Annotated in this window: 20 protein-coding genes; 10 read left to right on the top strand and 10 right to left on the bottom strand. The window is 62.0% G+C overall.

The window, feature by feature from the left end; genetic code table 11:
• Positions 1-36 precede the first annotated feature (36 nt).
• Together trmA and Q8R10_RS14060 are read left to right on the top strand one after the other, a co-directional pair.
• Positions 37-1,125, top strand: coding sequence for a tRNA (uridine(54)-C5)-methyltransferase TrmA (gene trmA, locus Q8R10_RS14065; RefSeq protein WP_305654461.1), 1,089 nt, complete (start codon positions 37-39; stop codon positions 1,123-1,125).
• Positions 1,126-1,212: 87 nt separating this feature from the next.
• On the top strand, positions 1,213-1,722 hold the full coding sequence (locus Q8R10_RS14060; protein WP_305654460.1) for a DUF4136 domain-containing protein: 510 nt from the start codon (positions 1,213-1,215) through the stop codon (positions 1,720-1,722).
• Here Q8R10_RS14060 and Q8R10_RS14055 read toward each other — a convergent pair.
• On the bottom strand, positions 1,719-2,102 hold the full coding sequence (locus Q8R10_RS14055; RefSeq protein WP_305654459.1) for a DUF4345 domain-containing protein: 384 nt from the start codon (positions 2,100-2,102) through the stop codon (positions 1,719-1,721). The genes Q8R10_RS14060 and Q8R10_RS14055 overlap by 4 nt on opposite strands.
• A gap of 132 nt (positions 2,103-2,234) precedes the next feature.
• Between Q8R10_RS14055 and Q8R10_RS14050 the strand changes: the two genes are divergently transcribed.
• Both Q8R10_RS14050 and Q8R10_RS14045 read left to right on the top strand, forming a co-directional pair.
• On the top strand, positions 2,235-3,098 hold the full coding sequence (locus tag Q8R10_RS14050) for a PhzF family phenazine biosynthesis protein (protein WP_305654458.1): 864 nt from the start codon (positions 2,235-2,237) through the stop codon (positions 3,096-3,098).
• Between the two features lie 58 nt (positions 3,099-3,156).
• Positions 3,157-4,026: a neutral zinc metallopeptidase gene (locus Q8R10_RS14045; protein WP_305654457.1), complete on the top strand. Its 870-nt coding sequence runs from the start codon at positions 3,157-3,159 to the stop codon at positions 4,024-4,026.
• Between the two features lie 138 nt (positions 4,027-4,164).
• On the opposite strand, the gene Q8R10_RS14040 is transcribed toward Q8R10_RS14045, so the two are convergent.
• From Q8R10_RS14040 to Q8R10_RS14025, 4 genes are all read right to left on the bottom strand, one after another.
• The gene (locus Q8R10_RS14040) at positions 4,165-4,752 is read right to left on the bottom strand and encodes an HAD family hydrolase (RefSeq protein WP_305654456.1); all 588 of its coding nucleotides are present in this window, start codon (positions 4,750-4,752) and stop codon (positions 4,165-4,167) included.
• A 111-nt stretch (positions 4,753-4,863) separates the two neighbouring features.
• Positions 4,864-5,733, bottom strand: coding sequence for an acyl-CoA thioesterase II (tesB, locus tag Q8R10_RS14035; protein ID WP_305654455.1), 870 nt, complete (start codon positions 5,731-5,733; stop codon positions 4,864-4,866).
• A 329-nt stretch (positions 5,734-6,062) separates the two neighbouring features.
• Entirely contained in the window at positions 6,063-7,646 is a 1,584-nt protein-coding gene (locus Q8R10_RS14030) for a nitroreductase family protein (RefSeq protein ID WP_305654454.1), read from the bottom strand.
• Positions 7,636-8,205, bottom strand: coding sequence for a GNAT family N-acetyltransferase (locus tag Q8R10_RS14025; RefSeq protein WP_305654453.1), 570 nt, complete (start codon positions 8,203-8,205; stop codon positions 7,636-7,638). Before Q8R10_RS14025 ends, Q8R10_RS14030 begins: the two co-directional genes overlap by 11 nt.
• 431 nt (positions 8,206-8,636) lie before the next feature.
• Between Q8R10_RS14025 and Q8R10_RS14020 the strand changes: the two genes are divergently transcribed.
• On the top strand, positions 8,637-11,756 hold the full coding sequence (locus Q8R10_RS14020) for an EAL domain-containing protein (RefSeq protein ID WP_305654452.1): 3,120 nt from the start codon (positions 8,637-8,639) through the stop codon (positions 11,754-11,756).
• A gap of 116 nt (positions 11,757-11,872) precedes the next feature.
• Here Q8R10_RS14020 and Q8R10_RS14015 read toward each other — a convergent pair whose 3' ends face one another.
• A complete protein-coding gene (locus tag Q8R10_RS14015; RefSeq protein ID WP_305654451.1) occupies positions 11,873-13,447 on the bottom strand; it encodes a YdgA family protein in 1,575 nt (524 codons plus the stop codon).
• A 435-nt stretch (positions 13,448-13,882) separates the two neighbouring features.
• Between Q8R10_RS14015 and Q8R10_RS14010 the strand changes: the two genes are divergently transcribed.
• Positions 13,883-14,902 (top strand): GGDEF domain-containing protein, encoded by a 1,020-nt coding sequence (locus Q8R10_RS14010; RefSeq protein ID WP_305654450.1) that lies wholly within the window; start codon positions 13,883-13,885, stop codon positions 14,900-14,902.
• Positions 14,903-14,977: 75 nt separating this feature from the next.
• Here the strand turns inward: Q8R10_RS14010 and Q8R10_RS14005 are convergent, their stop codons facing one another.
• Positions 14,978-15,724, bottom strand: a complete 747-nt coding sequence (locus Q8R10_RS14005) for a Crp/Fnr family transcriptional regulator (protein WP_305654449.1) — start codon at positions 15,722-15,724, stop codon at positions 14,978-14,980.
• A 240-nt stretch (positions 15,725-15,964) separates the two neighbouring features.
• On the opposite strand from Q8R10_RS14005, the gene Q8R10_RS14000 reads away from it, so the two are divergent.
• The 4 genes from Q8R10_RS14000 (at position 15,965) to Q8R10_RS13985 (ending at position 19,487) form a co-directional block, all read left to right on the top strand.
• On the top strand, positions 15,965-17,212 hold the full coding sequence (locus Q8R10_RS14000; RefSeq protein WP_305654448.1) for a TIGR03862 family flavoprotein: 1,248 nt from the start codon (positions 15,965-15,967) through the stop codon (positions 17,210-17,212).
• 74 nt (positions 17,213-17,286) lie between these two features.
• Complete coding sequence (locus Q8R10_RS13995) at positions 17,287-17,895, top strand: N-acetyltransferase (protein ID WP_305654447.1); 609 nt, start codon at positions 17,287-17,289, stop codon at positions 17,893-17,895.
• A gap of 107 nt (positions 17,896-18,002) precedes the next feature.
• Complete coding sequence (locus tag Q8R10_RS13990; protein ID WP_305654446.1) at positions 18,003-19,016, top strand: response regulator; 1,014 nt, start codon at positions 18,003-18,005, stop codon at positions 19,014-19,016.
• Between the two features lie 15 nt (positions 19,017-19,031).
• Positions 19,032-19,487 carry a PAS domain-containing protein gene (locus Q8R10_RS13985; protein ID WP_305654445.1) on the top strand — a complete coding sequence of 152 codons (456 nt, stop codon included), beginning with the start codon at positions 19,032-19,034 and terminating at the stop codon, positions 19,485-19,487.
• Positions 19,488-19,668: 181 nt separating this feature from the next.
• On the opposite strand, the gene Q8R10_RS13980 is transcribed toward Q8R10_RS13985, so the two are convergent.
• From Q8R10_RS13980 to Q8R10_RS13970, 3 genes are all read right to left on the bottom strand, one after another.
• Positions 19,669-20,997, bottom strand: a complete 1,329-nt coding sequence (locus Q8R10_RS13980; RefSeq protein WP_305654444.1) for a DEAD/DEAH box helicase — start codon at positions 20,995-20,997, stop codon at positions 19,669-19,671.
• An 83-nt stretch (positions 20,998-21,080) separates the two neighbouring features.
• Complete coding sequence (locus Q8R10_RS13975; protein ID WP_305654443.1) at positions 21,081-21,695, bottom strand: PolC-type DNA polymerase III; 615 nt, start codon at positions 21,693-21,695, stop codon at positions 21,081-21,083.
• Between the two features lie 158 nt (positions 21,696-21,853).
• Positions 21,854-22,333, bottom strand: a complete 480-nt coding sequence (locus tag Q8R10_RS13970; protein ID WP_305654442.1) for an NYN domain-containing protein — start codon at positions 22,331-22,333, stop codon at positions 21,854-21,856.
• Positions 22,334-22,445: the final 112 nt, after the last annotated feature.

The raw sequence follows: 22,445 nt of genomic DNA, 5'->3' as shown, positions 1-22,445 counted from the left end.
GCGGGTTAACACCCGCCCGACCAAAAGAGCTGCCCCATGACCGCCACAACATTCGATCCTGCCGCCTACGCCACCCAACTGGCGGAAAAACAGGCGCGCCTGACTGCGCTATTAGCGCCCTTTGACGCCCCGCAGCCGACGGTATTCGACTCGCCACCCGAGCACTACCGGCTGCGCGCCGAGTTTCGCCTGTGGCGCGAGAACGAGGAGCGCTTCTATGCGATGTTTGCCGCCGGCGACAAACACACGCCGATTTTGCTCGACAACTTGCCGATTGCCAGCGTGGCCATCAATGCCTTGATGCCCAAGCTCAAGGCTGCCTGGCAAGCCAGTTCGGCGCTGTCGTTCAAGCTGTTTCAGGTGGAGTTTCTCACCACCCTGGCCGGCGATGGGCTGATTACCCTGTGCTACCACCGCCCGCTGGATGCGCACTGGCAGGCCGCCGCAGAAACACTGGCCGCCGAGCTTGGCGTCAGCCTGATCGGTCGCTCGCGCGGCCAGCGCTTGGTGATCGGCAAAGATCACGTGGTCGAACGTCTGCAAGTTGCAGGACGCGAATTTAGCTATCGCCAACCGGAAGGGGCCTTCACCCAGCCCAACGGCACGGTCAATCAGAAGATGCTCAGTTGGGCCTATGACGCCATCGGCCAGCGCGACGATGACCTGCTGGAGCTGTATTGCGGCAACGGCAACTTCACCCTGCCGCTGGCCACTCGGGTGCGCAAGGTGCTGGCCACCGAAATCAGCAAGTCCTCGGTGAATGCGGCGCTGGCCAACCTGGCCGACAACGGCGTGGACAACGTCACTTTGGTGCGCCTGTCCGCCGAAGAGCTGACCCAGGCCCTGAATGAAGTGCGACCATTCCGCCGTCTGCAGGGTATCGACCTGCCCAGCTACGACTTCGGCACCGTGTTCGTCGACCCGCCACGGGCCGGCATGGACCCGGACACCTGCGAGCTGACCCGGCGTTTCCAGCGGATTCTGTATATCTCCTGCAACCCCGAGACCCTGGCGGCCAACATCGCCCAGTTACACGACAGCCATAAAATCAGCCGCTGCGCGCTGTTCGACCAGTTCCCCTTCACTCACCATATGGAAAGCGGCGTATTGCTGGAGCGCCGTTAAGCGTGAAACAGCCGCCCCAACCAAGGGTTGGCGACAACGGCGGCAGTGACTATTAGGCTCGGGGCACAATAAAAAGCCGGAGTTCCCATGCCTTACTCGCGCCTGTTGTTATCCGCCCTGTTCAGCCTGCTCGGCGCCTGCGCCGGTGCGCCGCCGGCCACCCCGGACATCCTGGTGACGGACGCGGCCCGCGAGGGCCACTTCAGCAGCTTTGTGATCAAACCGATTAACAGTCCGGGCCACCGCGTCGATCTCGAAGAGCGCTTCAATATCGCCCTGCGCGCGGCGCTGACGGCCAAGGGTTATACCGAGCAGGCGCAAAACGCCGACTTGCGGGTGATCTACCTGTTGGGCGTGGACAACAACACGGCGGTCGAGATCAAGCCGGTGGCCGTGGGTGGCGCCACTTACAGCGACGTCAACTTCAGCCCCGAGCAGCGAGCGCGCCTGGCGCTGCGAATTCTCGACAACCACAACCACGACAGCCTGCTGTTTCAGGCGCTGATTAATAAGCAAATTCGCGACCCAAACGCCAGCCAGGAAGTCATCAACCAGGCCGTGGCCAAGCTGCTGGCCGACTTCCCCAGCAAGCCTTAATTCGGCAAGCGGCGCAGCAACCACAGGGCCAGCCCCGCCGACACCACTTCAATCAGCAACGCGGTCAGGTTGAAGGTCTGCTCAAAGCCGCCGTCCAGCCACAGGCCGCCGATCCGCGCCAAGGCCAAGGCGCTGTTAAGCAGCACCAGCAGAATCAACGCCGCCCGCGTCAGTTCGGTTTGCCGGCAGGCCAGCAACAGAAAAACCCCCAAGCCCATCTGCAAGCCACCGTAGTAGGCGCGCACGTCGGTGATCGCCGCCTGAGCCATCAGCAACATGCCACTGAGATTGGTCATCTCATGGGGGCGGATAAAATAGGCCAGCCCCAAGCCGATCAGCCCCAAGGCCTGCAGCCACAAAAAAATCTGCGTAGTGCGCATGTTTAACTCCCCAAAGTAGGCTTCGAGCATAGGGCCTCGCTGAGCATCCGCAAACACCCAAGTCTTGCGGCTGCATTGACCTGGCCCGCGCAGTAAACTCCAACGTCCAAGCACAGCGCAGGAGCGCCCACCATGCAGTACTGGCAACTGGATGTATTCGCTGAACGGCCGCTGAGCGGCAATGGTTTGAGTGCCTTTGCCGATGCCCGTGGGCTGTCGAGTGCGGCCATGCAGGCGCTGACCATTGAGCTGCGCCAGTTCGAATCGATCTTCCTGCTGCCCGGCGCCAGCGCCCAGGAATACCACGCGCGGATCTTCACCATGGAAGAGGAGCTGCCCTTCGCCGGTCACCCGATCATTGGCGCGGCGGCCTTGCTGCATCACTTGCACAGCCCGGCCGAGCAGGCCCAGTGGACCCTGCACTTGCTGAGCAAAAGCGTGCAAATAACCAGCCGCCGCCATGGTCAGGGCTTTTACGCCGAGATGGATCAGGGCCAGGCCAAATTTGGCCAGGTGCTCAGCCAGGCTGAAGCCGCCGAGTTTGCCAGCGCCTTTGGTTTGCCCAGCACTGAGTTGGATCCGCGCTACCCCGCCACTGTGGTCAGCACCGGGCTGCCCTATGTATTGCTGCCGGTCATTGCGGCCGGCCTGGCCAAGGCCAAACAATGCCGGTTGCTGGATGTCGAACTGTTGAACTGCGGCGCGGCCTTTGTTTACTTGCTGGATGTCGATGGCCTTGAGGGTCGCACCTGGGACCCGGCCGGGCAGGTGGAGGACATCGCCACCGGCAGCGCCGCCGGGCCGGTGGCTGCTTACTTGGTGCAACAGGGCGTACGTGGGCCAGGGCAGGCGTTTAGCCTCAATCAAGGGCGCTTCCTGCAACGCCCAAGCCGGCTGGATGTGTGCGTGGCTGTCGATGGCCGCGTCACAGTCGGCGGCCATGTACAGTTGCTGGCCCGTGCCGAACTGCTGATCGATCCAAAACAGCTGGGCTAGTAGGCCGAATCGACCCTAGAGCACGACGGCCAAGCCCCCCCATAATCAGGAGTTGAACATGCAGTGGAAACGCGCGCGGCGCAGCGACAACGTAGTGGACGGCGGCAGTGGCGGCGGTTTTCGCCCCGGCGGCAAAGGCTTGAGCCTGGGCGCCGTGGTGCTGATCGTGGGGTTCGGGCTGCTCACCGGCCAAGACCCGCTGCAGATCCTTGGCCAGCTCGCGGGGCAAGCCGGCATTAGCGGTTCCAGCGTCCAGCAGCCGAGCGCCAAGAGCCCGACCAATAACCAACAGACCGACTTTGTTCGCGCCGTACTGGGTGATACCGAAGACACCTGGCGGCAGATTTTTCAACAAGCTGGCCGGCAGTATCAGGACCCGACCCTGGTGTTATTCAACGCCAGCGTGCGCTCGGCCTGCGGCATGGCCAGCGCGGCGAGCGGGCCGTTTTATTGCCCCGGCGACCGCCAGGTGTATCTGGACCTGAGTTTCTTCCGTGAGCTTGAGCAACGCTTTGGCGCCGCCGGAGATTTTGCCCAGGCCTATGTGATCGCCCATGAAGTCGGGCACCACGTGCAGACCCTGCTCGGCGTGTCGGCCAAGGTGCAGGCGGCTCGCCAGCGTGGCGAGAGGCTGGAAGGTGACAACGGCTTATTGGTGCGTCAGGAGTTGCAGGCCGACTGTCTGGCCGGCGTTTGGGCCCATAGCGCCCAGCAACGCTTGCAATGGCTGGAAGCCGGCGACTTGGAAGAGGCACTGAACGCCGCCAACGCCATCGGCGATGATCGCCTACAGCAGCAAAGCCAAGGCCAGGTGATACCGGATGCCTTCACCCACGGCACCTCGGCGCAGCGGGTACGCTGGTTCAAAACGGGCTTCGAGCAAGGCAAGGTTGGCCTGTGCGACACCTTCAAGGCCCGCACGCTGTAGCGGCGTAGCACAGCGTAGGATGGGTTGAGCTGGCGATACCCATCGAGTAGCGGTGGCGATCAAACCCGTGATGGGTATCGCTACGCTCCACACCATCCTACGGCCTGCATTCCAGGCCATACCGAATGACTACGGTGCTTAACGCAACTGGCGCAGCAACTCGGCGCAATCCTGGGCGTAGCCGTCGCAAAGCTCGGGCCAGGGATTTTCCGGCAGATTGACCAGCAGCGCCTGGGCGCCCACGGCGCGGGCGCATTCCAGATCGAAGCGATAGTCGCCGACCATCACCAATGCCTGCGGCGCCACCTGCCACCGCTGCGCCAGGTGCAGCAAGCCACCGGGATCGGGTTTGGGCGGCGCTTCATCGCGACCGATCACGTCGATGCTGGCAAAGCACTCAGCCAAACCAATCGCTTGCAGGGTCAGCAGTGCCAGGGCATGGGCATTACGGGTCAGAATGCCCAGCTGGCAGCCGCGCCGCCGCAGTTCACGCACCAGTTCGAGGGCGCCAGGCGCCGCTTGCGCAGCCTCGGCCAGTTCCCGTTCATGGCTCAGCAGCCAGGCATGTTTGGCCGCCGCCTCAGCGCTCGGCAAGGCGGCCAGGTGCTGGAGAATGTCGTCGCTCAGTGGAATGTCCAAGGCCCGCTTGATGGCCTCGAAATCATGCACAGCCACCGTCAGGGTGCCGTCCATGTCGAACACCCAATGGCGGCTCTGTCGCCACATTAGTTCTCCTCCGCGCACAGACGCAGCCGGGGCAAGCTGCAGGCCGCTGCAACGCCCATGTTATTTCCGGTCCTCGCACAGACGCCGGGGCATGCTGCTACAACGCCCATGTTACTTCCAGTCCTCGCGCTGACGGGTCAGACCCTCTTGCGCCACCGAGGCGACCAACTGGCCGGCGCGGTTGAAGATGCTGCCACGGGAGAAACCGCGGGCATTGCCGGCCCAAGGGCTGTCCATGGCGTACAGCAGCCAGTCGTCCATGCGCAGGTTGGCGTGAAACCACAGCGAATGGTCGAGACTGGCGACCTGCATAAACTTCTGGAATACCGACACGCCATGGGGCTGCATCGAGGTGGTCAGCAGGTTGAAATCCGAGGCGTAGGCCAGCAGGTATTTGTGCAGCTGCGGGTCATCCGGCAAATCGCCGTCGGCGCGAAACCAGACGTACTTGACCGGCTCGCAAGGCTTGGGGTCGAAGGGATTGATACGCGTCACCGGGCGGATTTCAATCGGCTTGTCGCTGATCGCCCGCTCGCGCATGCGCTCGGGGATCATCGGCGCAATCAGCCGCGCCAACTCGGTTTCCGATTTGAAGTTTTCCGGCCCCGGCACATCGGGCATCGGCAACTGATGATTGAAGCCTTCCTCATCGTACTGAAACGACGCCGCGCAGGTGAAGATCGGCTTGCCCTTCTGGATCGCCGTGATCCGCCGGGTGCTGAAGCTGCCGCCATCGCGGATGCGGTCGACCTGATAAACCACCGGCACGCTGACGTCGCCTGGGCGCAAAAAATAGCCGTGCATGGAATGCACATGGCGGCTTTCTTCCACGGTGCGACTGGCCGCCGACACACACTGACCGAGCACCTGGCCGCCGAACAACTGGCGAAAACCAAGGTCCTGACTGTTGCCGCGATAGAGGTCTTCCTCGATGGCTTCGAGGCTCAGCAGCGCTACCAAATTATCCAGTACCTGGGTCATACAAAATCTCCTCTACGCAAGGCATGCTGCCACTCATTGCGGTGGCAGCGATTAATATTGGCCATATATCCGTTGACTGTTGAGCCAGATTCTAGCCTTTGTAGGGTGGGTTAGTGGCGCAGAGCAGGGTCAGAGCATCAACTGCGCAATGTGTGCGCCACGTAACCCACCAAACGGTGATCGGCCGCTCCCATCTGGTGGGTTACGGCGCAACGGCATAAGCATCAGCAGATAGCCCGCGGTCATGCGCCTAACCCACCCTACGAATTACCGCGCCCCAGGCATCGTCTAACCGGCCGCACGCTTCAACCCATAGCGGGTACATAGCCTTACTCTGGATACGCCGGCAGACTGCTAACGCGCTCATCCACCAGCGCCCGGCCAATAGTGAAATGGTAAAGGCTTTGCCAGCGGCTGTCGGCCATCTCGAGCAGCTCATGCACCTGCGGGTCGAAATAACAGCCAATTCCGGTGCCAGCCAAGCCCGCCGCCTCGGCCTCCAGGTAGAGCAACTGGCCGATCTGCCCGCACTCCCAGAACAGCCGCGGATACTGCCACGGCCCTTGTGCCAGCGCCCCATCGAAACGCGCCAACATGGCCAGGGCCACGCAGCCATCGCGGGCGATGTTCTGCCCGCAGGAGAGAAACCCAGCCAAACCCCGGGCATCGCCCTCCAGCAACAAATACAAGGGCAGTTCAGGATTGACCCGTTGCCAGACAAAGTCCGCGCGCCAGCCAGAGACCGTGCCGCTGCCGCTGCGATCCAGCCAATACAGGCCGGCGGGCAAACCCTCGACTCTATGCACAAATAGCAGCAAATCCACCTGCGGCGGCGCGCCCAACAGCGCCAAGGGCACCGGCGAATTGGCCGGCAGCAGACGTTGCAGCCAGGCCAGCAGCAACTCGGCGTGAATCCCGCAGCGACCATCGAAGGCCTGAGCGCTGCGTCTTTGATGCAGCAGCGGGCGCAGTAGCAACGCGGGATTATCTGCCGCCTGCCGCCCCGCCGGCGCCAACCAAGGGCGGGATGCCAATGCCGGGGCGCGACAGAGTTGCTGCACCCGTGCAAGCTCCGGCCAGTGGCGTTGCTGGGTCGACAATTGATTGGGCTGGCCGGCCAACTCCAGCGCCGCCAGGCTTTTGAGCAGCGACGGCGGCAAGGCAAATTCGGCGGCTTGGGCTGGGCCTATCCACAGCAGACAATCGATCTGTTCGGCCTCGCTAAAGCCGTCGCGATCCAGCCCGAACATGCCATCCAACTGCGCCGCCGCCACGCCATTCAACAAACGCACCTGCCAGCCCAGGGCACTGGCGGCAATCGCCAGCGCGGCCTGGGCGTGGCCCAGGTCATGCTGACAGTAACGGTAACTTCGCTCGCCGTACTTCCAGGCTTCACGCCAGCCGATGCTGCTCAGCGCCAGCAGCACGCCACCGACAGGCAGACTCGCGCTCAATTGCGCGGCCAAGGCGGGCGGCAACTCGGCCCGCACCTCCAGGCCGTGCTTATCCGGGGCGTAATGCACCAGCAGCGCGGCCTCGTCCACCGCCCCGGCGGGCAGCAACAAATAGGCTTCGGTCGGGTGCAGATTGCCCGAGGATGGATTGACCCGCAGCGCCCAGCGGCTGCCGCCGGACTCCTTCCAGGCCGACAGCGCCAGACTGTCGTACAGCAGTTGCGCGACGCTGGCGTGATCGAGTGACGCTGGCACCGCCACAGGCGCGGCAAACACCGCGTCATAGTCGACGGACTGCGCAAACGGGCGGCGCTGCAGCTCGATCAGCCGTGCCCCGGCATAACGGCGAAACGCCGCCGGCTGGGTCGCCCAGTGCAACTGACCGGGGCCGGGGGCAAAGTTTTCCGGCTGATGCATGCTCAGCTGGTGATAGGCGCGGACCTGCTGTTCAACCGTCATGGTGTTGCTCCAGCCAGCTGTCACGGCTTAATCGATACAGTAAATGGCGGCGCAGCGGATGCCCTTCAGGCAGCAGCGGATGGTCAAAATCATCGTGCGGATTGCGCTGCATGCCCAGGCGCTGCATCAAGGCTTGCGAGGGCAGATTGGATGGCACGGTAAAAGCCAGCACCTCGGGCAACTGCACCTGCGCGAAGGCGCAGGCCAGCACCGCAGCAGCCGCCTCCAGCGCATAGCCCTGACGCCAATGGGCCTGCTGCAGCCGCCAGCCAATCTCCACCGCCGGGGTAAAGGCCGCCTCGAAATTCACCCGCTGCAGACCCAGTACGCCGATCAGCCCTGGCTGGTCGCGGCGCTCCAGCACCCAATAACCAAAGCCATGCTCGGCAAAGTGCGCTTGCATACGCCGCGCCATGGCATCGCTCTGGGCGCGGCTCAGCACACTGGGGAAATGCCGCATCACTTGCGGGTCGCCATTCAGCGCGGCAAAACCGCGCAAGTCCTCGGCTCGCCAAGTGCGCAGCAATAAGCGCTCGCTGTGCAGTTCGATCCAAGCCATAAACACTACTCGCTCGCGGGTAAATAGCGGCCTGCCGACTGCCGGCAAACCATGCGCGCTATTGTAAGCCCATGGCGCTAATCGTTGCGGCTCCAGGCGCGGCACAAGGCTGATGGCGCAGCCCCGTAGGGGCGCCTTGGTCGCGAAATTTCTGGCGTGGCTTGCGCCTACCGGCGTTGCCAAGGCCACGCCCACACCAAGCTGCCAGCCAGTTTCTGACGGCCTGCGGGCGCTCTGACCGGCTGACGGCTAGACTGCCCTAACGGGTGCATCGGCAGTTAGCCGGCGGCTTCCACGTCGGTTACCTCGCCCGCAGGTCAAGCGCGACTGCCCCCAGGTGGCGTCGCGAAACTGCATTTAACCAAGATAATTTCTGCACCGCGTTTGACGTTTCATCCCGCTCGACACAGCACTCGGAGTCAATGGACGCCATGACCACGTCGAAGAGCAACTTAGCCTGGTTCACGCGCCACCTCTGGTTGGCGCTGGGCATGTTCGTCGTCATAGTCGCCAGCTTTGTGGTGTATGTACGCGCCGAGCAGCACATCCAGCGCGCCAATGAGGCGCGCCTGCAGTCGTTGCTGCTGGCGGACGAATTGCGCCAGTCATCCGATGACCTGACCCGCATGGCGCGCACCTACGTGGTGACTGGCGAGCCGGCCTACAAGCAGCATTTTCAGGCAATCCTCGACATCCGCGAGGGCAAGCAGGCGCGTCCGCTCGACTACCAGCACTGGGAACTGCTGCCGGGCAACGCGCCAGGTGCGAGTCCCCGGGGAGAGGCGGTCGCCTTGCTGGAGTTGCTGCGCCAAGCCGGTTTGACGCCCGCAGAACTCGCCCTGCTGACGACGGCCAAGGCGGACTCGGACGCACTCACGCGCACCGAATTCGCCGCCATGGCGTTGCTCGACGCCAGTAATCCGCCGACCGCGGCCAACCGCGCGACAGCCATCGGCATGCTGCATGACACGACCTTCCAGCACGCCAAAGCCGCCATCATGCGGCCGATCAAGCAGTTCCAGCAGATGGTCGACCAACGCACCCTGGCGGCGGTGCAGGTGGCGCAAACCGAGGCCGCCCGCATGCGCCTGGTGTTCGCGCTGTTTGGCGCACTCCTGATCGGCCTGCTCTGGGCAGCGCGGCATAACCTGCATGGGATTCTGGGTGGTTCGGTGGATGAGCTGCACAGGCGTATCGTGCGCCTCGGCAGCGGGGATTTTTCCAGCGCGATGACGCTCGCCACGGGCCGGGACGATAGCGTACTGGGCTGGCTGGCCGCCACCCAGGGCAAGCTGGCCGAGATTGACGCGCAACACCAGGACAGCGAAGCAAGAAACCAGCGCCTGACCGAGCTGTATGCCGCCTTGAGCCAATGCAATCAGGCCATCGTGCGCAGCACCGACGAGGCGCAACTGTTGGCGCAAGTCTGCCGCGTGGTGGTCGACTTCGGCGCGGCGAAGATGGCCTGGATCGGCGGGCTGGACGCGCAGCGCCAACAGATCACACCGCTGGCCGCCTTTGGCAGCGGCATAGAGCATCTGCAAGGATTGCAGATCTCGCTGGCCGTCGACGGCCCTTACGGACGCGGCCCGAGCGCCACGGCGCTGCGCGAGAACCGACCGGTCTGGTGCCAGGATTTCCAGCATGACCCCACCAGCAGCGCTTGGAGCGCCTGCGCGGTGCAGTTCGGCTGGGGCGCTTGCGCCGCGCTGCCGCTGCATAAGAACGGCGAGGTCTACGGGGTTTTGGCCCTGTATGCCGCGCCGGTCAACGCCTTCGACGAGGGCGCGCGCAGCCTGCTGCTGGAAATGGCCACGGACATCGACTACGCCCTGCACGGCTTCGAGCATGAGGCACAGCGCCGGCGGGCGGAGGCAGCCTTGCGCGAGAGCGAGCAGCGCTTGCGCACCGTGATCGAGACCGATCCGGAATGCATCAAGATCATTAACCACAAGGGCGAACTGCTGGAGATGAACGCGGCGGGGCTGGGCATGCTGGAAGCCGATTCTCTCGAGCAGTTGCAACAGCTCGATCTGCTCGACCTTATTGTGGCCGACTATCGCGAGGCCTTTAACGCCCTGCATGCACGCGTACTCAGCGGTGCAAGTGGCACCCTGGAGTTCCAGGTCCAGGGCCTCAGGGGCACCCGGCGCTGGCTGGAAACCCATGCCGCGCCCCTGCCCGATGGGCGCGGCAAGATCTCGATGTTGTTGGCCGTCACCCGCGACATCACGGTGCGCAAGCAGGCCGAGTTACGCATTCAACACCTGGCGCATTTCGATGCCCTCACCGGGCTGCCTAACCGCGTCCACCTGGATGAACGGGCCACCTCGGCTATCGCGCTGGCGCAGCTCAGCCAAGGGCCGGTGGCTTTGATGTTCCTCGACATCGACCACTTCAAGGACATCAACGACACCCTCGGTCACAGCATTGGCGATGCCTTGCTGATTGAGCTGGCGCAACGGCTGCGCGCGGCCTTGCGCAAGGAAGACACGGTATCGCGCCTGGGCGGTGATGAGTTCATCTTGCTGTTGAATGGCATGGATGCCGACGGCGCCGCCCATGTCGCGCAGAAGCTGTTGGCGGTCATCGCGGCCCCCTGCCAGATAGAGCAGCATGATCTGAACGTCAGCGCCTCGATCGGCATCGCCCTGTACCCAACTGACGGCACCGACCTGGAAACCCTGTCGAAAAATGCCGATGCCGCCATGTATCACGCCAAGCAAGCCGGCCGGCACGGCTACCGCTTCTTTACCGCGCAGATGCAGGTGCATTCGACGCGCCATTTACAACTGGCCAATGCGTTGCGCCAGGCCTTGGAGCGCGATCAGCTGCAGGTGCACTACCAACCACAGTTGGCCATCGCCGATGGCCGCATCGTCGGCGCCGAAGCCTTGCTGCGTTGGACCCATCCCGAGCTGGGCGCGGTATCGCCCGCCGAATTCATCCCCACGGCCGAAGACAGCGGGCTGATTCTGCCCATCGGCGAGTGGGTGTTGCGCCAGGCGGTGCGTCAGGCCAAAGCCTGGCAGCAGGCGGGTCTGGCGCCACTGATCATGGCGGTCAACCTCTCGGCCGTGCAGTTCCGCCATCCCGACCTGCCCAATCTGGTCAGTCGCATCCTCGAGGAAGAAGATTTGCCGCCGGAATACCTGGAACTGGAACTCACCGAGGGCGTCGCCATGTACGACCCGCAAGGCGCCATCGCCGTGATGAACCAGCTGCACGGGCGCGGCGTGCGCATGTCGATCGATGATTTCGGCACCGGCTATTCCTCCCTCAGCCTGCTGAAGAAGTTCAAGGTGTACAAACTCAAGATCGATCAGTCTTTTGTGCGCGACATCAGCACCGATGCGGAAGACCGGGCCATCGTCTGCGCCATCATCAACCTGGCCAAGAGCCTGGGCCTGCAAACCATCGCCGAGGGCGTGGAAACGGCCGGACAACTGGCGTTCCTGCGCGAGCAGGCGTGCGATGAAGTGCAGGGCTACTACTATTGCAAGCCCCTGTCCGCCGAGCAGTTCGAGCAGTTTGCGCGCGCCAAGGTTTGAGCGGTTGCGGGCGGTGCGGCTGGCGTTGGTCACGCCCGCTTAAACGCCAACGGCCCAGCGGGAGATGAATCCACGCTGGGCCGTCGTTGCTACTGGCAACCGTTAAACCATTGGTTTTATTCGGCGGGGATCTCGCCTTCACCGGCGGCAGCCGAGTCGTCGGCGTAATCTTGCACGCCGGCATCATCGTCGCTGGCTTGCGGCATGCCGCCACCCATACCACCGGCCATGCCCATGCTCATGGCCATAAACTCTTCGAGCGGCATTTTGCGCCCGTTGAGGTCGACTTGGCCGTCGGCGTATTTAAGGCTGGCAACGATATTGTCACCGTCCACCACCGCCATCTGCGTACCCACGGCCATCATCCCGGCCATCTCCGACATTTGTTCGGCTTGCTGCTTGGCGGCTTCTGGGTCGGCGCTTGGATCGAGGGCCGCTTGGCTGAGGACCACGTCCTTGATCATCGGCTTGGACACCTGCAACCGCGCATCCAGACTGGCAATGCTTTGCATCGCCAGGGCATCAGGTGGCAAGTCGAAGGAGCTTGGCTTGTTCAGACCGACGCTGAGGTTAAAGCTGCTTTGACCATTGGCGGTTTTGAACGCGAACTTGTCCAGCGCCAGCACTGGCTTGGCGGCCAGCAATTGGCCGATATCCGCTTCCAGTTTGGTTTTCTGCTCGGCACTCAGGTTGAAGTCCGGGTTGCTGGCGTCGTAGTGGCTGGCGTCCAGGTTACTGATGAGCTGCTTGTACATCTCGGACAGATCTTTGATCGCCAAGGTATCGAGATTTTTCACGCTACCGGCCAAGTCCAGGGCGCCGAGGTCTTTACCGGCAAAGTTAACCATGCCAATGCCGTAGGTGAAGCTGCCGAACACGCCGGTTTTGTCTTCGTCGAGTTTGCCGGTTTGCAACATGTCATTGATCAACAGTGGCGGTTGCTCGGCGATCAGCACCTGTACCTGCTTCAGCTTGCTTTCGCTGGTACCCAGGTACAGGCCGGACGCGCCCATGTTCGAATCATTGCGCAGGCTCAAGCCTTGCAGCTCGATGCGGGTATTGTCGGGGCCGACCAGCGCCAGGCTGTCCATATCGCCGTCAACTTTGAAGTTTTTTTGTCCATCAGATACCAGCGCATTGATGTTCAGGCCAGAGAACTTCAGGCTCATGCCATCTTCACTGAATTCCAGCGGTTGCAGCTTCAGGCTGCTGTTCACGTTGCCGGTATAGCCAATGCTGGAGTGGCCAGTGAATGGCGAGAGGCCTTTGCTGGCAGTGAACCACTTGGCCACCAGCGGGCTGTTTTCCAGTTCAAAGTTGTTTTTGACCAGCACCGGCATTAGCTTCAAGCCCATCAGCCGCGACAGCGGGAAAGGCCCGTGCTCGATGCGATCAACAAACAACAGCTCATCATCGATGGCTTTGCTTTCATCGCCGGTGGTGGTCAGATCGCCCTTGGCTTTAACCCGGTAGTGGGCGGTACTGCTTAACAAGCCGCGCTCCAGCGATACCAGCTCAACCGTGACATCCAGACCCAGGCCCGGCGTCAGGTTTTTAAGCTCCTGGTTGGCCTGGGCAATGGAACTGGTCAAGCTCGACTCCAGTTGCTGACCGGTGTACCAAGCGCCTGCGGTACTGGCAACGCCGGCAACCACAGCTAAGCCAACAGCAATCCCTACTGATTTTTTCATAACAAAACTCAAATGATGATGGGGAAATTACAGGCTGCGTGAAAACGTAGCGAGTGAAGGTTAGGCAAGGCAAAAACAGGCGAAAAAGCGCAGTTTACGAGTTGTAAATGAGCATTTTGAGCCTGTTTTTAACGCCGCATAGCCGAGCGCAGTAGTTTTCACACAGTCTGGTGGGGCGGGCTGACAAACCAGCACTTGGCCACGCAACCCGCGCGCAGCGCAGAATAACACCCAAGGGAGCCGCTTGAGCCCATGTCAAAGGTGTCAGCCGGTCATTATAAACGCAGCGACTGCGGCAAAAATATCGGCAAAGTCTCAATGCGCCACTCCACCGGCGGATTAGCTGACAGTTCACTCAAGCTTTATGCTTGCCAGCGCGGGGCTATGCTCTGCATGCTTAGCAGGCCATAACAATCATAAGAAGCGCTAATAACTATGCGAAATTCGCGACTGCTTAGGCGTCTGCGCACCGATTTCCAGTTGTCCATCCTGACCCTGATGGGCGCGCTCGGCGTCTTCGGCATTTCACCCTATGCGGTCTACCGACTGCTGGAAGGCAATTATGTGGTGGGGGTGGCCGACGTCATCATCGTCTGCTCGACCATTGCCGCGGTGCTTTATGCCTGGCGCAGCGGCGACACGGTCAAACCGGGCATCGCGGTGGCGGTTATTTTCTCGGCGGCCTCGACCCTGATCGCCATCAAGCTGGGGATCAATGGGCTGTTCTGGATCTACCCGCTGATTCTGTTCAACTTCTTTATGGTCTCACCGAGCAAGGCGCTGCTGGCCATGCTGCTGGTGCTGAGCACCTTGGTGGGCTACGCCTTGAGCGTGCCCGGCACGGTGTTCGAAAGCCACTATCAGATGGTGTCATTTCTGGTCACCAGCCTGATGGCCAGCTTTATGAGCTTTATCTTCGCCTATCGCACCCATAACCAGCGCGACCAGTTGCAGCTATTGTCGGTGCTCGACCCGCTGACGGGCGCGCGCAACCGCCGGGCCATGAATGAAGAGCTAAAAATCGCCGCCTCGGTGCAGCGCCGCCACGGCGACCACTATGCCGTACTGGTGATGGACCTGGATCACTTCAAACAGATTAACGACAGTCACGGCCACTTGGCCGGCGACCAGGTGCTGATGGACTTTGTCGAGCTAATCAAGCGCTGCTCACGCAAAGAAGATCGCTTGTTTCGCTTCGGCGGCGAGGAGTTTTTGCTGTTGTTGCCCAATACCGATTTGGCCAGCTTGCGCATCGCCGCCGAGCACCTGCAGGCCCGGGTCGCCGAGCAGCTGAAAGGCCCTGGCGGACCGGTGACTATGTCCAGCGGCGGCGCCGTCTTGCAACGCGGCGAGCACTGGGAAAGTACCCTGCAACGCGCCGATCTGTGCCTCTATCAAGCCAAGGATGCCGGCCGCAATCGCGCCGTGATCGACGCCACCACAGCAGCCCACTAACGACCCGCATCGCGTCATCAAGCAGTGCCTCTATCAAGCTAAGGATGCCGGCCGCAACCGCGCCATCATCGAAGGTTAAGCCTCGCTGAGACTAGTAGTTACTTGCGTCCTCAGCTGGGTCGGGAACAGCCGTTCGAACTCATCCCTGACCACCGCATAACATTCGCAGACACGCTCCTCCATGCCTGCCCGGTCGAGCAAGGTGATGCTGCCGCGGCGATAGCTGATCAAGCCGGCCCGCTGCAGATTGCTCGCCACTTCAGAAACCCCACCGCGGCGCACACCCAGCACGTTGGCGATCAACTCTTGGGTCATTCTCAGCCGGTTACTCGGCAGGTGATCGAAACATTGCAACAGCCAGCGACAAAACTGCTGGTCCAGCGAATGCAGGCGATTGCACACCAGCCGCTGGGCCATCTGCGTCAGCAACGCCTGGGTATAGCGCAAGAGCAATTGCTGCAAAGGCCCGGCGCGCTCGAACTCATCCTTGAGCAGTTGCCCCTTCATCCGGTAGGCATAGCCCGGACTTTGCACCATGGCCCGGCTGGGCGTGGTTTCGCCGCCCATAAACAGCGACAGACCAACAATGCCCTCATTACCGACCACGGCGATTTCCACCGAAGCACCATCTTCCATGGTGTAGAACAGCGACACTATGGCGTCGGTGGGGAAATACAGATGACGCATCTGCTCACCCGACTCGTAAAGCACCGCGTCAGATAACATCGGAACCAGCTCGAGAAAAGGTAATAAACGCTGCAGCTCCCCAGCCGGCAAGGCCGCGAGCAGTTTGTTTTGGCAGGGGTCGCTAGAGCTAAGCATTAGCATCTCTTGATTAATGGAACAGTTATTGCCGGCTATAGGCACCATCATGGCGAGAAATGCTCAAGAGTTCTGTCCGTTTCCGAACACAGCGCAGCTCTCTTGTGTATGAAGCTGGCTAAATAGCACTAAACCGCGACCGAGCCCGCGCTCATACCCATCACCCGGCCATCCCCCCCCCCCCCGCAGGCTGGTGCTCGGGTAGAATGCGCCGTCTCTGCCAACGCCAGCGCCCCGACCATGACTGACTCAGCCCCCCGCCCCACTTCGCACGTCGTCATTATTGGCGGCGGCCCGGCCGGCTTGATGGCGGCCGAGGTGTTGGCACTGGCCGGGGTCAAGGTCGAGTTGTTTGATGCCATGCCCTCGGTTGGGCGCAAGTTTTTGCTGGCCGGGGTCGGCGGCATGAATATCACCCACGCCGAGCCTCAGGCCGCTTTTCTGTCGCGCTACGGCGCCCGCCGCCCCGAGCTGACCGCATTATTGAGCGAGTTCGGCGCCACGCAGTTGCGCGAATGGATTCATGGCCTGGGCATCCAGACCTTTGTCGGCAGCTCCGGGCGGGTCTTCCCCACCGACATGAAAGCCGCGCCCTTGTTGCGTGCCTGGCTCAAGCGCCTGCGCGAGCACGGCGTCAGCCTGCACACCCGCAGTCGCTGGCTGGGCTGGAATCGCGATGGCAGCCTGCGCATCGCCGGTGCCGAAGGCGAACGCGCCGTGCATGCCGACGCCGTGCTGCTGGCACTCGGCGGCGGCAGCTGGGCGCGGCTGGGTTCAGATGGTGCCTGGCTGCCGCTGCTGGCCGAACGCGGCGTAGCATTGACGCCACTGCAGCCGAGCAATTGTGGCTTCGACGTGGCCGGCTGGAGCTCGTTATTTGCCGATAAGTTCGCCGGCGCGCCGGTCAAATCCACCGCCATCACCATCAACCAGCAAACGCCACGCCTTGGCGAATTTGTGCTCACCACCACCGGCGTCGAGGGCAGCTTGATCTATGCGCTGTCGGCGCAGATCAGGGAGCAAATCAACAGCCACGGCTCGGCGACTGTTTATCTCGACCTGCTGCCGCACAAAAGCTCAGCGCAAATCGAGGCCTTGCTGCGCAAACCGCGCGGCAGCAAATCACTCAGTAATCACCTGCGCAGCCAGCTCGGGCTGGAGGGCGTGCGCGCCGGTTTGCTGCGCGAACTAACCGACGCCGCCAGCTTTGCCGACTTAGGCCTGCTGGCCGGCGCGATCAAGGCGCTGCCGCTGACCTTGGTCAAAACCCGCCCGCTGGACGAGGCGATCAGCACGGCCGGCGGCGTGCCCTTCGAGGCGCTCACTGCCGAGTTGATGCTGCGCCAATTGCCCGGAGTGTTCTGCGCCGGCGAGATGCTCGACTGGGAAGCACCCACTGGAGGCTATCTACTCAGCGCCTGCTTCGCCTCCGGCCGCGCGGCGGGCCTCGGCATGCTGGCGTGGTTGCAACAACGCGCAGCGGACTGACCGGCCACAGCGCAGCGGACAAAATGGAACCATCGTGCTAGATTTACTTGCCCCCAATCAGCCCGAGACCCGCCATGCCTCTAGCCTTTCGCCGCGCCCTGCCGGATGACGTTGCCGCCGCCGTTGCGCTGATATACAGCTCAGGACCGGCAGCCTTTGACTACGCCTTTGCCTGCACGGCCAAGGGCGACGCCCAAGACTTTTTGCGCTGGGTGTTTGCTCGTGGCCGCGGTCAGTTCGGTTACCGCCAGCATTGGGTCGGCACACAGGGCGGTCAGGTGGTGGCCAGCGGCACCGCCCAAAGTGGCGAGGCCAACGTGGGCAACCTGCTGCTGGCCGCCAGCCAGATCATGCGCTTCTATGGCCCGCTGCATTGCTGGAAAGTGCTCTGGCGCGGCGTGCAACTGGAACGCATCATCGCCCCGCCACCCAAACGAACCTTCTACCTGGCACACCTGGGCGTCAGCAGTGCGGTCACCGGCCAAGGCATCGGCAGCCACCTGATCGACTTTCTTCTGCAACAGGGCCGCGCCGCCGGTTTTAGCCGTTGTGCGCTGGATGTGGCCACCAGTAACCCGCGCGCCCAAGCCCTGTATGAGCGGCTGGGTTTTGCCGTACAACGGGAAAACGCCTCGCACTTGCCGGGCATCGCCGCCCACCGTTACCTGCAGCGTCCGCTCTAGCCGGCCACGCGCACACCGGCACTGATCGCGCTGCCCAGCGTTGCCGGCTATGCTTGCAGCTAAGCCGGCAAGCATCCCGGCATTTTTTTGATGACGGTGTGAGCGCAATGGTAATTGGGCTACTGGTCTGCGATGACTCCATGATGGCGCGCAAGCAGCTGATTCGCGCACTGCCGCCCGAATGGCCGGTGAGCATCAGCCAAGCCTGTCACGGCGAAGAAGGCCTGCAGATGATTCGCCAAGGACTGGCGACAGTGGTGTTGCTCGACCTGACCATGCCGGTGATGGATGGCTATGAAGTGCTCGCGGCGCTGCGCAGCGAAGGCCTGACGCCAAAAGTCATAGTGGTGTCCGGCGACGTGCAGGAAGAAGCCATCCGCCGGGTGACTGAGCTGGGCGCCCTGGCCTTTATCAAGAAACCGGCGGAACCCGAGGAGCTGCGTCAGACCCTCGAACGCCTCGGCCTGCTCAGCCCAGCCGATAACGCCGTCGCCAGCCTCGAGCCGATACCGCCACGGCCAAACTTTGAACTGAAAATCAATTTCCGCGATGCCCTGCGCGAGATCAGCAACGTCGCCATGGGTCGCGCCGCCGCCTTACTGGCCAAGGTACTGGGGGTGTTTGTCGAGCTGCCGGTGCCGGCGGTGAATATCTTTGAAGTCAGCGAGCTGCACATGACCCTCGCCGATGCCCAGCGCGGCGAGCGTTGCAGCGCCTTGTGCCAGGGTTTTATTGGCGACGGGATTGCCGGCGAGGCGCTGCTGCTGTTTCACGACTCGGAAATTTCCGACATCGGCCGACTGTTCAACTGGCAGCCACGCAACGATGTGGAAACCTCGGAGATGCTGCTTGATTTGGCCAGCATTCTAATAGGTGCCTGCCTGAGCGGCATCTCCGAGCAGATTGATGTGCGCTTCTCCCAAGGTCATCCACAACTGCTGGGGCTGCACAGCTCGATCGACAGCCTGATTCACGTCAACCAAAGACGCTGGCGCAAAACCCTGGCGGTGGAAATCAGCTACAGCCTGGAAGGCCACAACGTACATTTTGACCTGCTGCTGCTATTTACCGAAGACTCGATTCAGCGCCTCAGTCACAAGATCAATTACCTGCTCAACTAGCAGCGAGAAACCGCCATGGCCGCCCAAATCGACATCAATGAAGTCCACTGGCTGCTGGATATAGTCCAGTGCATCGACGTCGGCGTGATAGTCCTCGACCGCAACTATCAGATCGAAGTGTGGAACAGCTTTATGGAAAACCATTCAGGCATGGGCCCGGATCAGGTCCATGGCCAATCGCTGTTTAGCCTGTTTAGCGAGATCGACGAACCCTGGTTTCGGCGCAAAGTCGACACCGTGCTGCAACTGGGCACCCGCGCCTTTAGCCTGTGGGAGCAACATCCGTATTTGGTGCACTTCAAGAACTACCAGCCCATCACCGGACAAGCCGATTACATGTACCAGAACGTCACGCTGCTGCCGTTGGCGGGAGCCACAGGCGTGATCGAGCATATTTGCGTGGTGATCTACGACGCCACCCAAGCGGCCATGCACAAACGTCAATTGGATGCGCTGAGCACAGCGCCTTAAATCATCCGAAACCGTAGGATGGGTTGAGCGCAGCGATACCCATCAGCCGTAGATTGGGCACAGCGCCGGCAGCCTGCAGTGCCACCGACAATGGTGGGTTACGGCGTACGCAGATCGCAATCAATCCAGCACCGCGCACGCCTAACCCACCCTACGCCCCGCTGCACAATCCTTGCACCGCCTACTTCTTCTTTTTCGGTCCGGTGTTAAATACCGGAATCTTGCGCACTATTTTCACTTGCGGCTCGGCCGGTTCGTTGCTCTCCAGCCATTTGCCGAGGTTCTTCTTGCCGCCACCACCGACCACTTTCGGCTTTTTCGGTTTCTTGGACTTCTTCAGCACCTGACCCGTGGCATCGATCAGCGGCACCCGATGCTCGGGGATAAAGTCGGCTTCTTCGACGCGCTTCAAGCTCTGCCCACTGAGCACCTCGATGGCCGCCAGCAGGTTGACCTCATCGGCGCACACCAAGGAAATCGCCTGACCGCTGTTGCCGGCACGGCCGGTGCGACCGATGCGATGCACGTAGTCTTCGGCCACAATCGGCAGGTCGAAGTTGACCACCAGCGGCAGGTCGTCGATATCCAAGCCGCGCGCCGCCACGTCGGTGGCAAATAGAATCTGTACTTCGCGGGCCTTGAAGCGGTCCAGCGCCCGCTGACGGGTGGCTTGCGGCTTGTCGCCGTGAATGCCGTCGACGTTGAGGCCTTGTTTTTGCAGCAGCTCGGTCAGTTCATCGACGCCCTTGCGGGTTTTCACGAACACCAGTGCATGGCTCCAGCTGTGTTTTTTCAGCAGATGGCAAAACAGCTCGGTTTTGCGCTTCTTGTCCACGGTGATCACGCACTGCTTGACGTTGCTGGCGGTGACGTTGCGCGGGCTGACTTCGATGGTCAGCGGGTTATCCAGCATCTGCTCGGCCAGCACTCGAATGGCATCGGAGAAGGTCGCCGAAAACAGCAGGGTCTGGCGCTTTTTCGGCAAGGCCGCGTAGATCGAACGCAGCTCATCGGCAAAGCCCAAGTCGAGCATGCGGTCGGCCTCATCCAGCACCAGGGTTTGCAGCTGCGAAAACTTCAGGGCTTTCTGCCGGAACAAATCCAGCAGCCGGCCGGGGGTGGCCACCAACACGTCGACGCCCTTACGCAGCTTCATCATCTGCGGGTTGATGCTAACCCCGCCGTAGGCGGCAAAGGTGCTCAGCGGCAGGTGCTGGCCGTAGGTACGAAAGCTCTCGTGGACTTGCTCGGCCAACTCACGGGTCGGCACCAGCACCAAGGCGCGCACCGAGTTACTGGCCACCACCGGGCCTTCCAGCATCAGCCGTTGCAGCAGCGGCAGGGCAAAACCGGCGGTCTTGCCGGTGCCGGTTTGCGCCGCGGCCATCAGGTCACGGCCAGCCAGCACGGCGGGAATGGCCGCGGCCTGCACCGGCGTGGGGGTTTTGTAGTCGAGCTCGTCGAGGGTGCGCTGCAGGGGTTCGATCAGGCCAAGGGCGGCGAAAGTCATGGGAATAACCAGGGCATTTACGGGAATGCCGGCAGTTTACCCTGTCCGCCCCCACGGCAAGCGACTGTCTGCCGCTTTGCGGCCTAACGGCTGTCGCGCGCCCGGCTCAGCGCCTCAGCGATTTTTGCCGCCGGCACCTTCTGCAAGTTGCACAGCAGCTGATGGGAAATAGTCGCTATGCCGTGCCGCTGGCGCAGCAGCTCAGCCATAAACAGCATCAGGTTGGCGGCCATTTCCGTATCGGCCATGGCCCGGTGGGCCTTGCCGGTATTGGGCAATTTGGCCCAGTTGTTCAGGGTGCCGAGCTTGTGATTGGGCGCCTGGGGCAATAAGCGCCGCGCCAGCAGCATCGAGCAGGCAAAGTTTTGCACCCGCTGACGCCTAATCAGCGCCAACTCGGCGTCCCAGAACTTCTGGTCAAACGAGGCGTTATGCGCAACCAAAGGCGTTGCACCGACGAACTCGGCCACCTCGGCCATCACCTGGGCAGCCGGTGGCGCACTGCGCAACATGGCGTTGCTGATGCCGGTCAGGCTTTCGATAAAAGGCGGCACATAGGCGCCGCTGTTCATCAGGCTTTGATAGCGCGCGACGATGCGACCGTCTTCCACTAGGGCCACGGCAATTTCGGTGGCGCGGCAATTTTGTCCGGGTGACATGCCGGTGGTTTCAAAGTCGATGACTGCGATGCGTTCCACGATTAATCCAGTAAGTGGTAAGTGGTAAGTAGGGAGTGGGGATGAACAACAGCGAAGCGTTGGCCACCGTGCGGGTTGCCGGTCAATTTATGCCCGACACAGAGGTGTTTGGGGCCAATGGCGGGTAAAGCTGGCGGCCAAGCTGCGCGTTGACCGCCCTATGTTTTGAGCAGCAGAGCGCCTTCAATCGGCACATAGCGGCTGGCGGCGCGGATCAGCGATTGCGCGGTCAGGCCCGGCACGCCATAGGCGGTGGCTTCGACGCCATCGCGGATGCGGATTTTATCCAATAGCAGATCAAAATCGCCATCGCCGGAGGCCAACACCACCTCATCAACCTGCGGCGCCACCTCGAGAATATCGATGCAAATGCCCACGTCCCAGTCACCCTTGGCCGAGCCATCGCTGCGCTGGATATAGGGCTTGAGCTTCACCACAAAACCCAAGTTGCGCAGGATCTGCTGGAACTGCTGCTGCTTGGCATCGCCACGGTCGATGGCATAGGCGTACGCCGTCACTATCTGCCCACGCTGGCTGATGTCAGCCCACAGCGCGGCATAATTAAAGTGACAGCCATGGGCTTGGCGCACCGTGTAGTAGAGGTTCTGGACATCGGCGAACACGGCGATTTTTTTCACCAGCAACTCCTGGGGGTAAAGACTGCGCGGCAGTATGGGCGAAGCCGCCGCCGCGCGCACCCATCCACGCGCACCGGCGAGCAACTTGCAGCGCACGGCCCGCACAACTGCA

Source organism: Pseudomonas sp., assembly GCF_030698175.1.
Classification (GTDB): Bacteria; Pseudomonadota; Gammaproteobacteria; order Pseudomonadales; family Pseudomonadaceae; genus Aquipseudomonas.
The sequence above is the reverse complement of the archived record's forward strand: the minus strand, read 5'-3'. Positions and strand labels throughout refer to the sequence as shown.

What these genes read in the sequence shown, in the direction of transcription:
- trmA (WP_305654461.1), top strand. Translation starts at nt 37, where the DNA reads ATGACCGCCACAACATTCGATCCTGCCGCCTACGCCACCCAACTGGCG.
- Q8R10_RS14060 (WP_305654460.1), top strand. Translation starts at nt 1,213, where the DNA reads ATGCCTTACTCGCGCCTGTTGTTATCCGCCCTGTTCAGCCTGCTCGGC.
- Q8R10_RS14055 (WP_305654459.1), bottom strand. Translation starts at nt 2,102, where the DNA reads ATGCGCACTACGCAGATTTTTTTGTGGCTGCAGGCCTTGGGGCTGATC.
- Q8R10_RS14050 (WP_305654458.1), top strand. Translation starts at nt 2,235, where the DNA reads ATGCAGTACTGGCAACTGGATGTATTCGCTGAACGGCCGCTGAGCGGC.
- Q8R10_RS14045 (WP_305654457.1), top strand. Translation starts at nt 3,157, where the DNA reads ATGCAGTGGAAACGCGCGCGGCGCAGCGACAACGTAGTGGACGGCGGC.
- Q8R10_RS14040 (WP_305654456.1), bottom strand. Translation starts at nt 4,752, where the DNA reads ATGTGGCGACAGAGCCGCCATTGGGTGTTCGACATGGACGGCACCCTG.
- tesB (WP_305654455.1), bottom strand. Translation starts at nt 5,733, where the DNA reads ATGACCCAGGTACTGGATAATTTGGTAGCGCTGCTGAGCCTCGAAGCC.
- Q8R10_RS14030 (WP_305654454.1), bottom strand. Translation starts at nt 7,646, where the DNA reads ATGACGGTTGAACAGCAGGTCCGCGCCTATCACCAGCTGAGCATGCAT.
- Q8R10_RS14025 (WP_305654453.1), bottom strand. Translation starts at nt 8,205, where the DNA reads ATGGCTTGGATCGAACTGCACAGCGAGCGCTTATTGCTGCGCACTTGG.
- Q8R10_RS14020 (WP_305654452.1), top strand. Translation starts at nt 8,637, where the DNA reads ATGACCACGTCGAAGAGCAACTTAGCCTGGTTCACGCGCCACCTCTGG.
- Q8R10_RS14015 (WP_305654451.1), bottom strand. Translation starts at nt 13,447, where the DNA reads ATGAAAAAATCAGTAGGGATTGCTGTTGGCTTAGCTGTGGTTGCCGGC.
- Q8R10_RS14010 (WP_305654450.1), top strand. Translation starts at nt 13,883, where the DNA reads ATGCGAAATTCGCGACTGCTTAGGCGTCTGCGCACCGATTTCCAGTTG.
- Q8R10_RS14005 (WP_305654449.1), bottom strand. Translation starts at nt 15,724, where the DNA reads ATGCTTAGCTCTAGCGACCCCTGCCAAAACAAACTGCTCGCGGCCTTG.
- Q8R10_RS14000 (WP_305654448.1), top strand. Translation starts at nt 15,965, where the DNA reads ATGACTGACTCAGCCCCCCGCCCCACTTCGCACGTCGTCATTATTGGC.
- Q8R10_RS13995 (WP_305654447.1), top strand. Translation starts at nt 17,287, where the DNA reads ATGCCTCTAGCCTTTCGCCGCGCCCTGCCGGATGACGTTGCCGCCGCC.
- Q8R10_RS13990 (WP_305654446.1), top strand. Translation starts at nt 18,003, where the DNA reads ATGGTAATTGGGCTACTGGTCTGCGATGACTCCATGATGGCGCGCAAG.
- Q8R10_RS13985 (WP_305654445.1), top strand. Translation starts at nt 19,032, where the DNA reads ATGGCCGCCCAAATCGACATCAATGAAGTCCACTGGCTGCTGGATATA.
- Q8R10_RS13980 (WP_305654444.1), bottom strand. Translation starts at nt 20,997, where the DNA reads ATGACTTTCGCCGCCCTTGGCCTGATCGAACCCCTGCAGCGCACCCTC.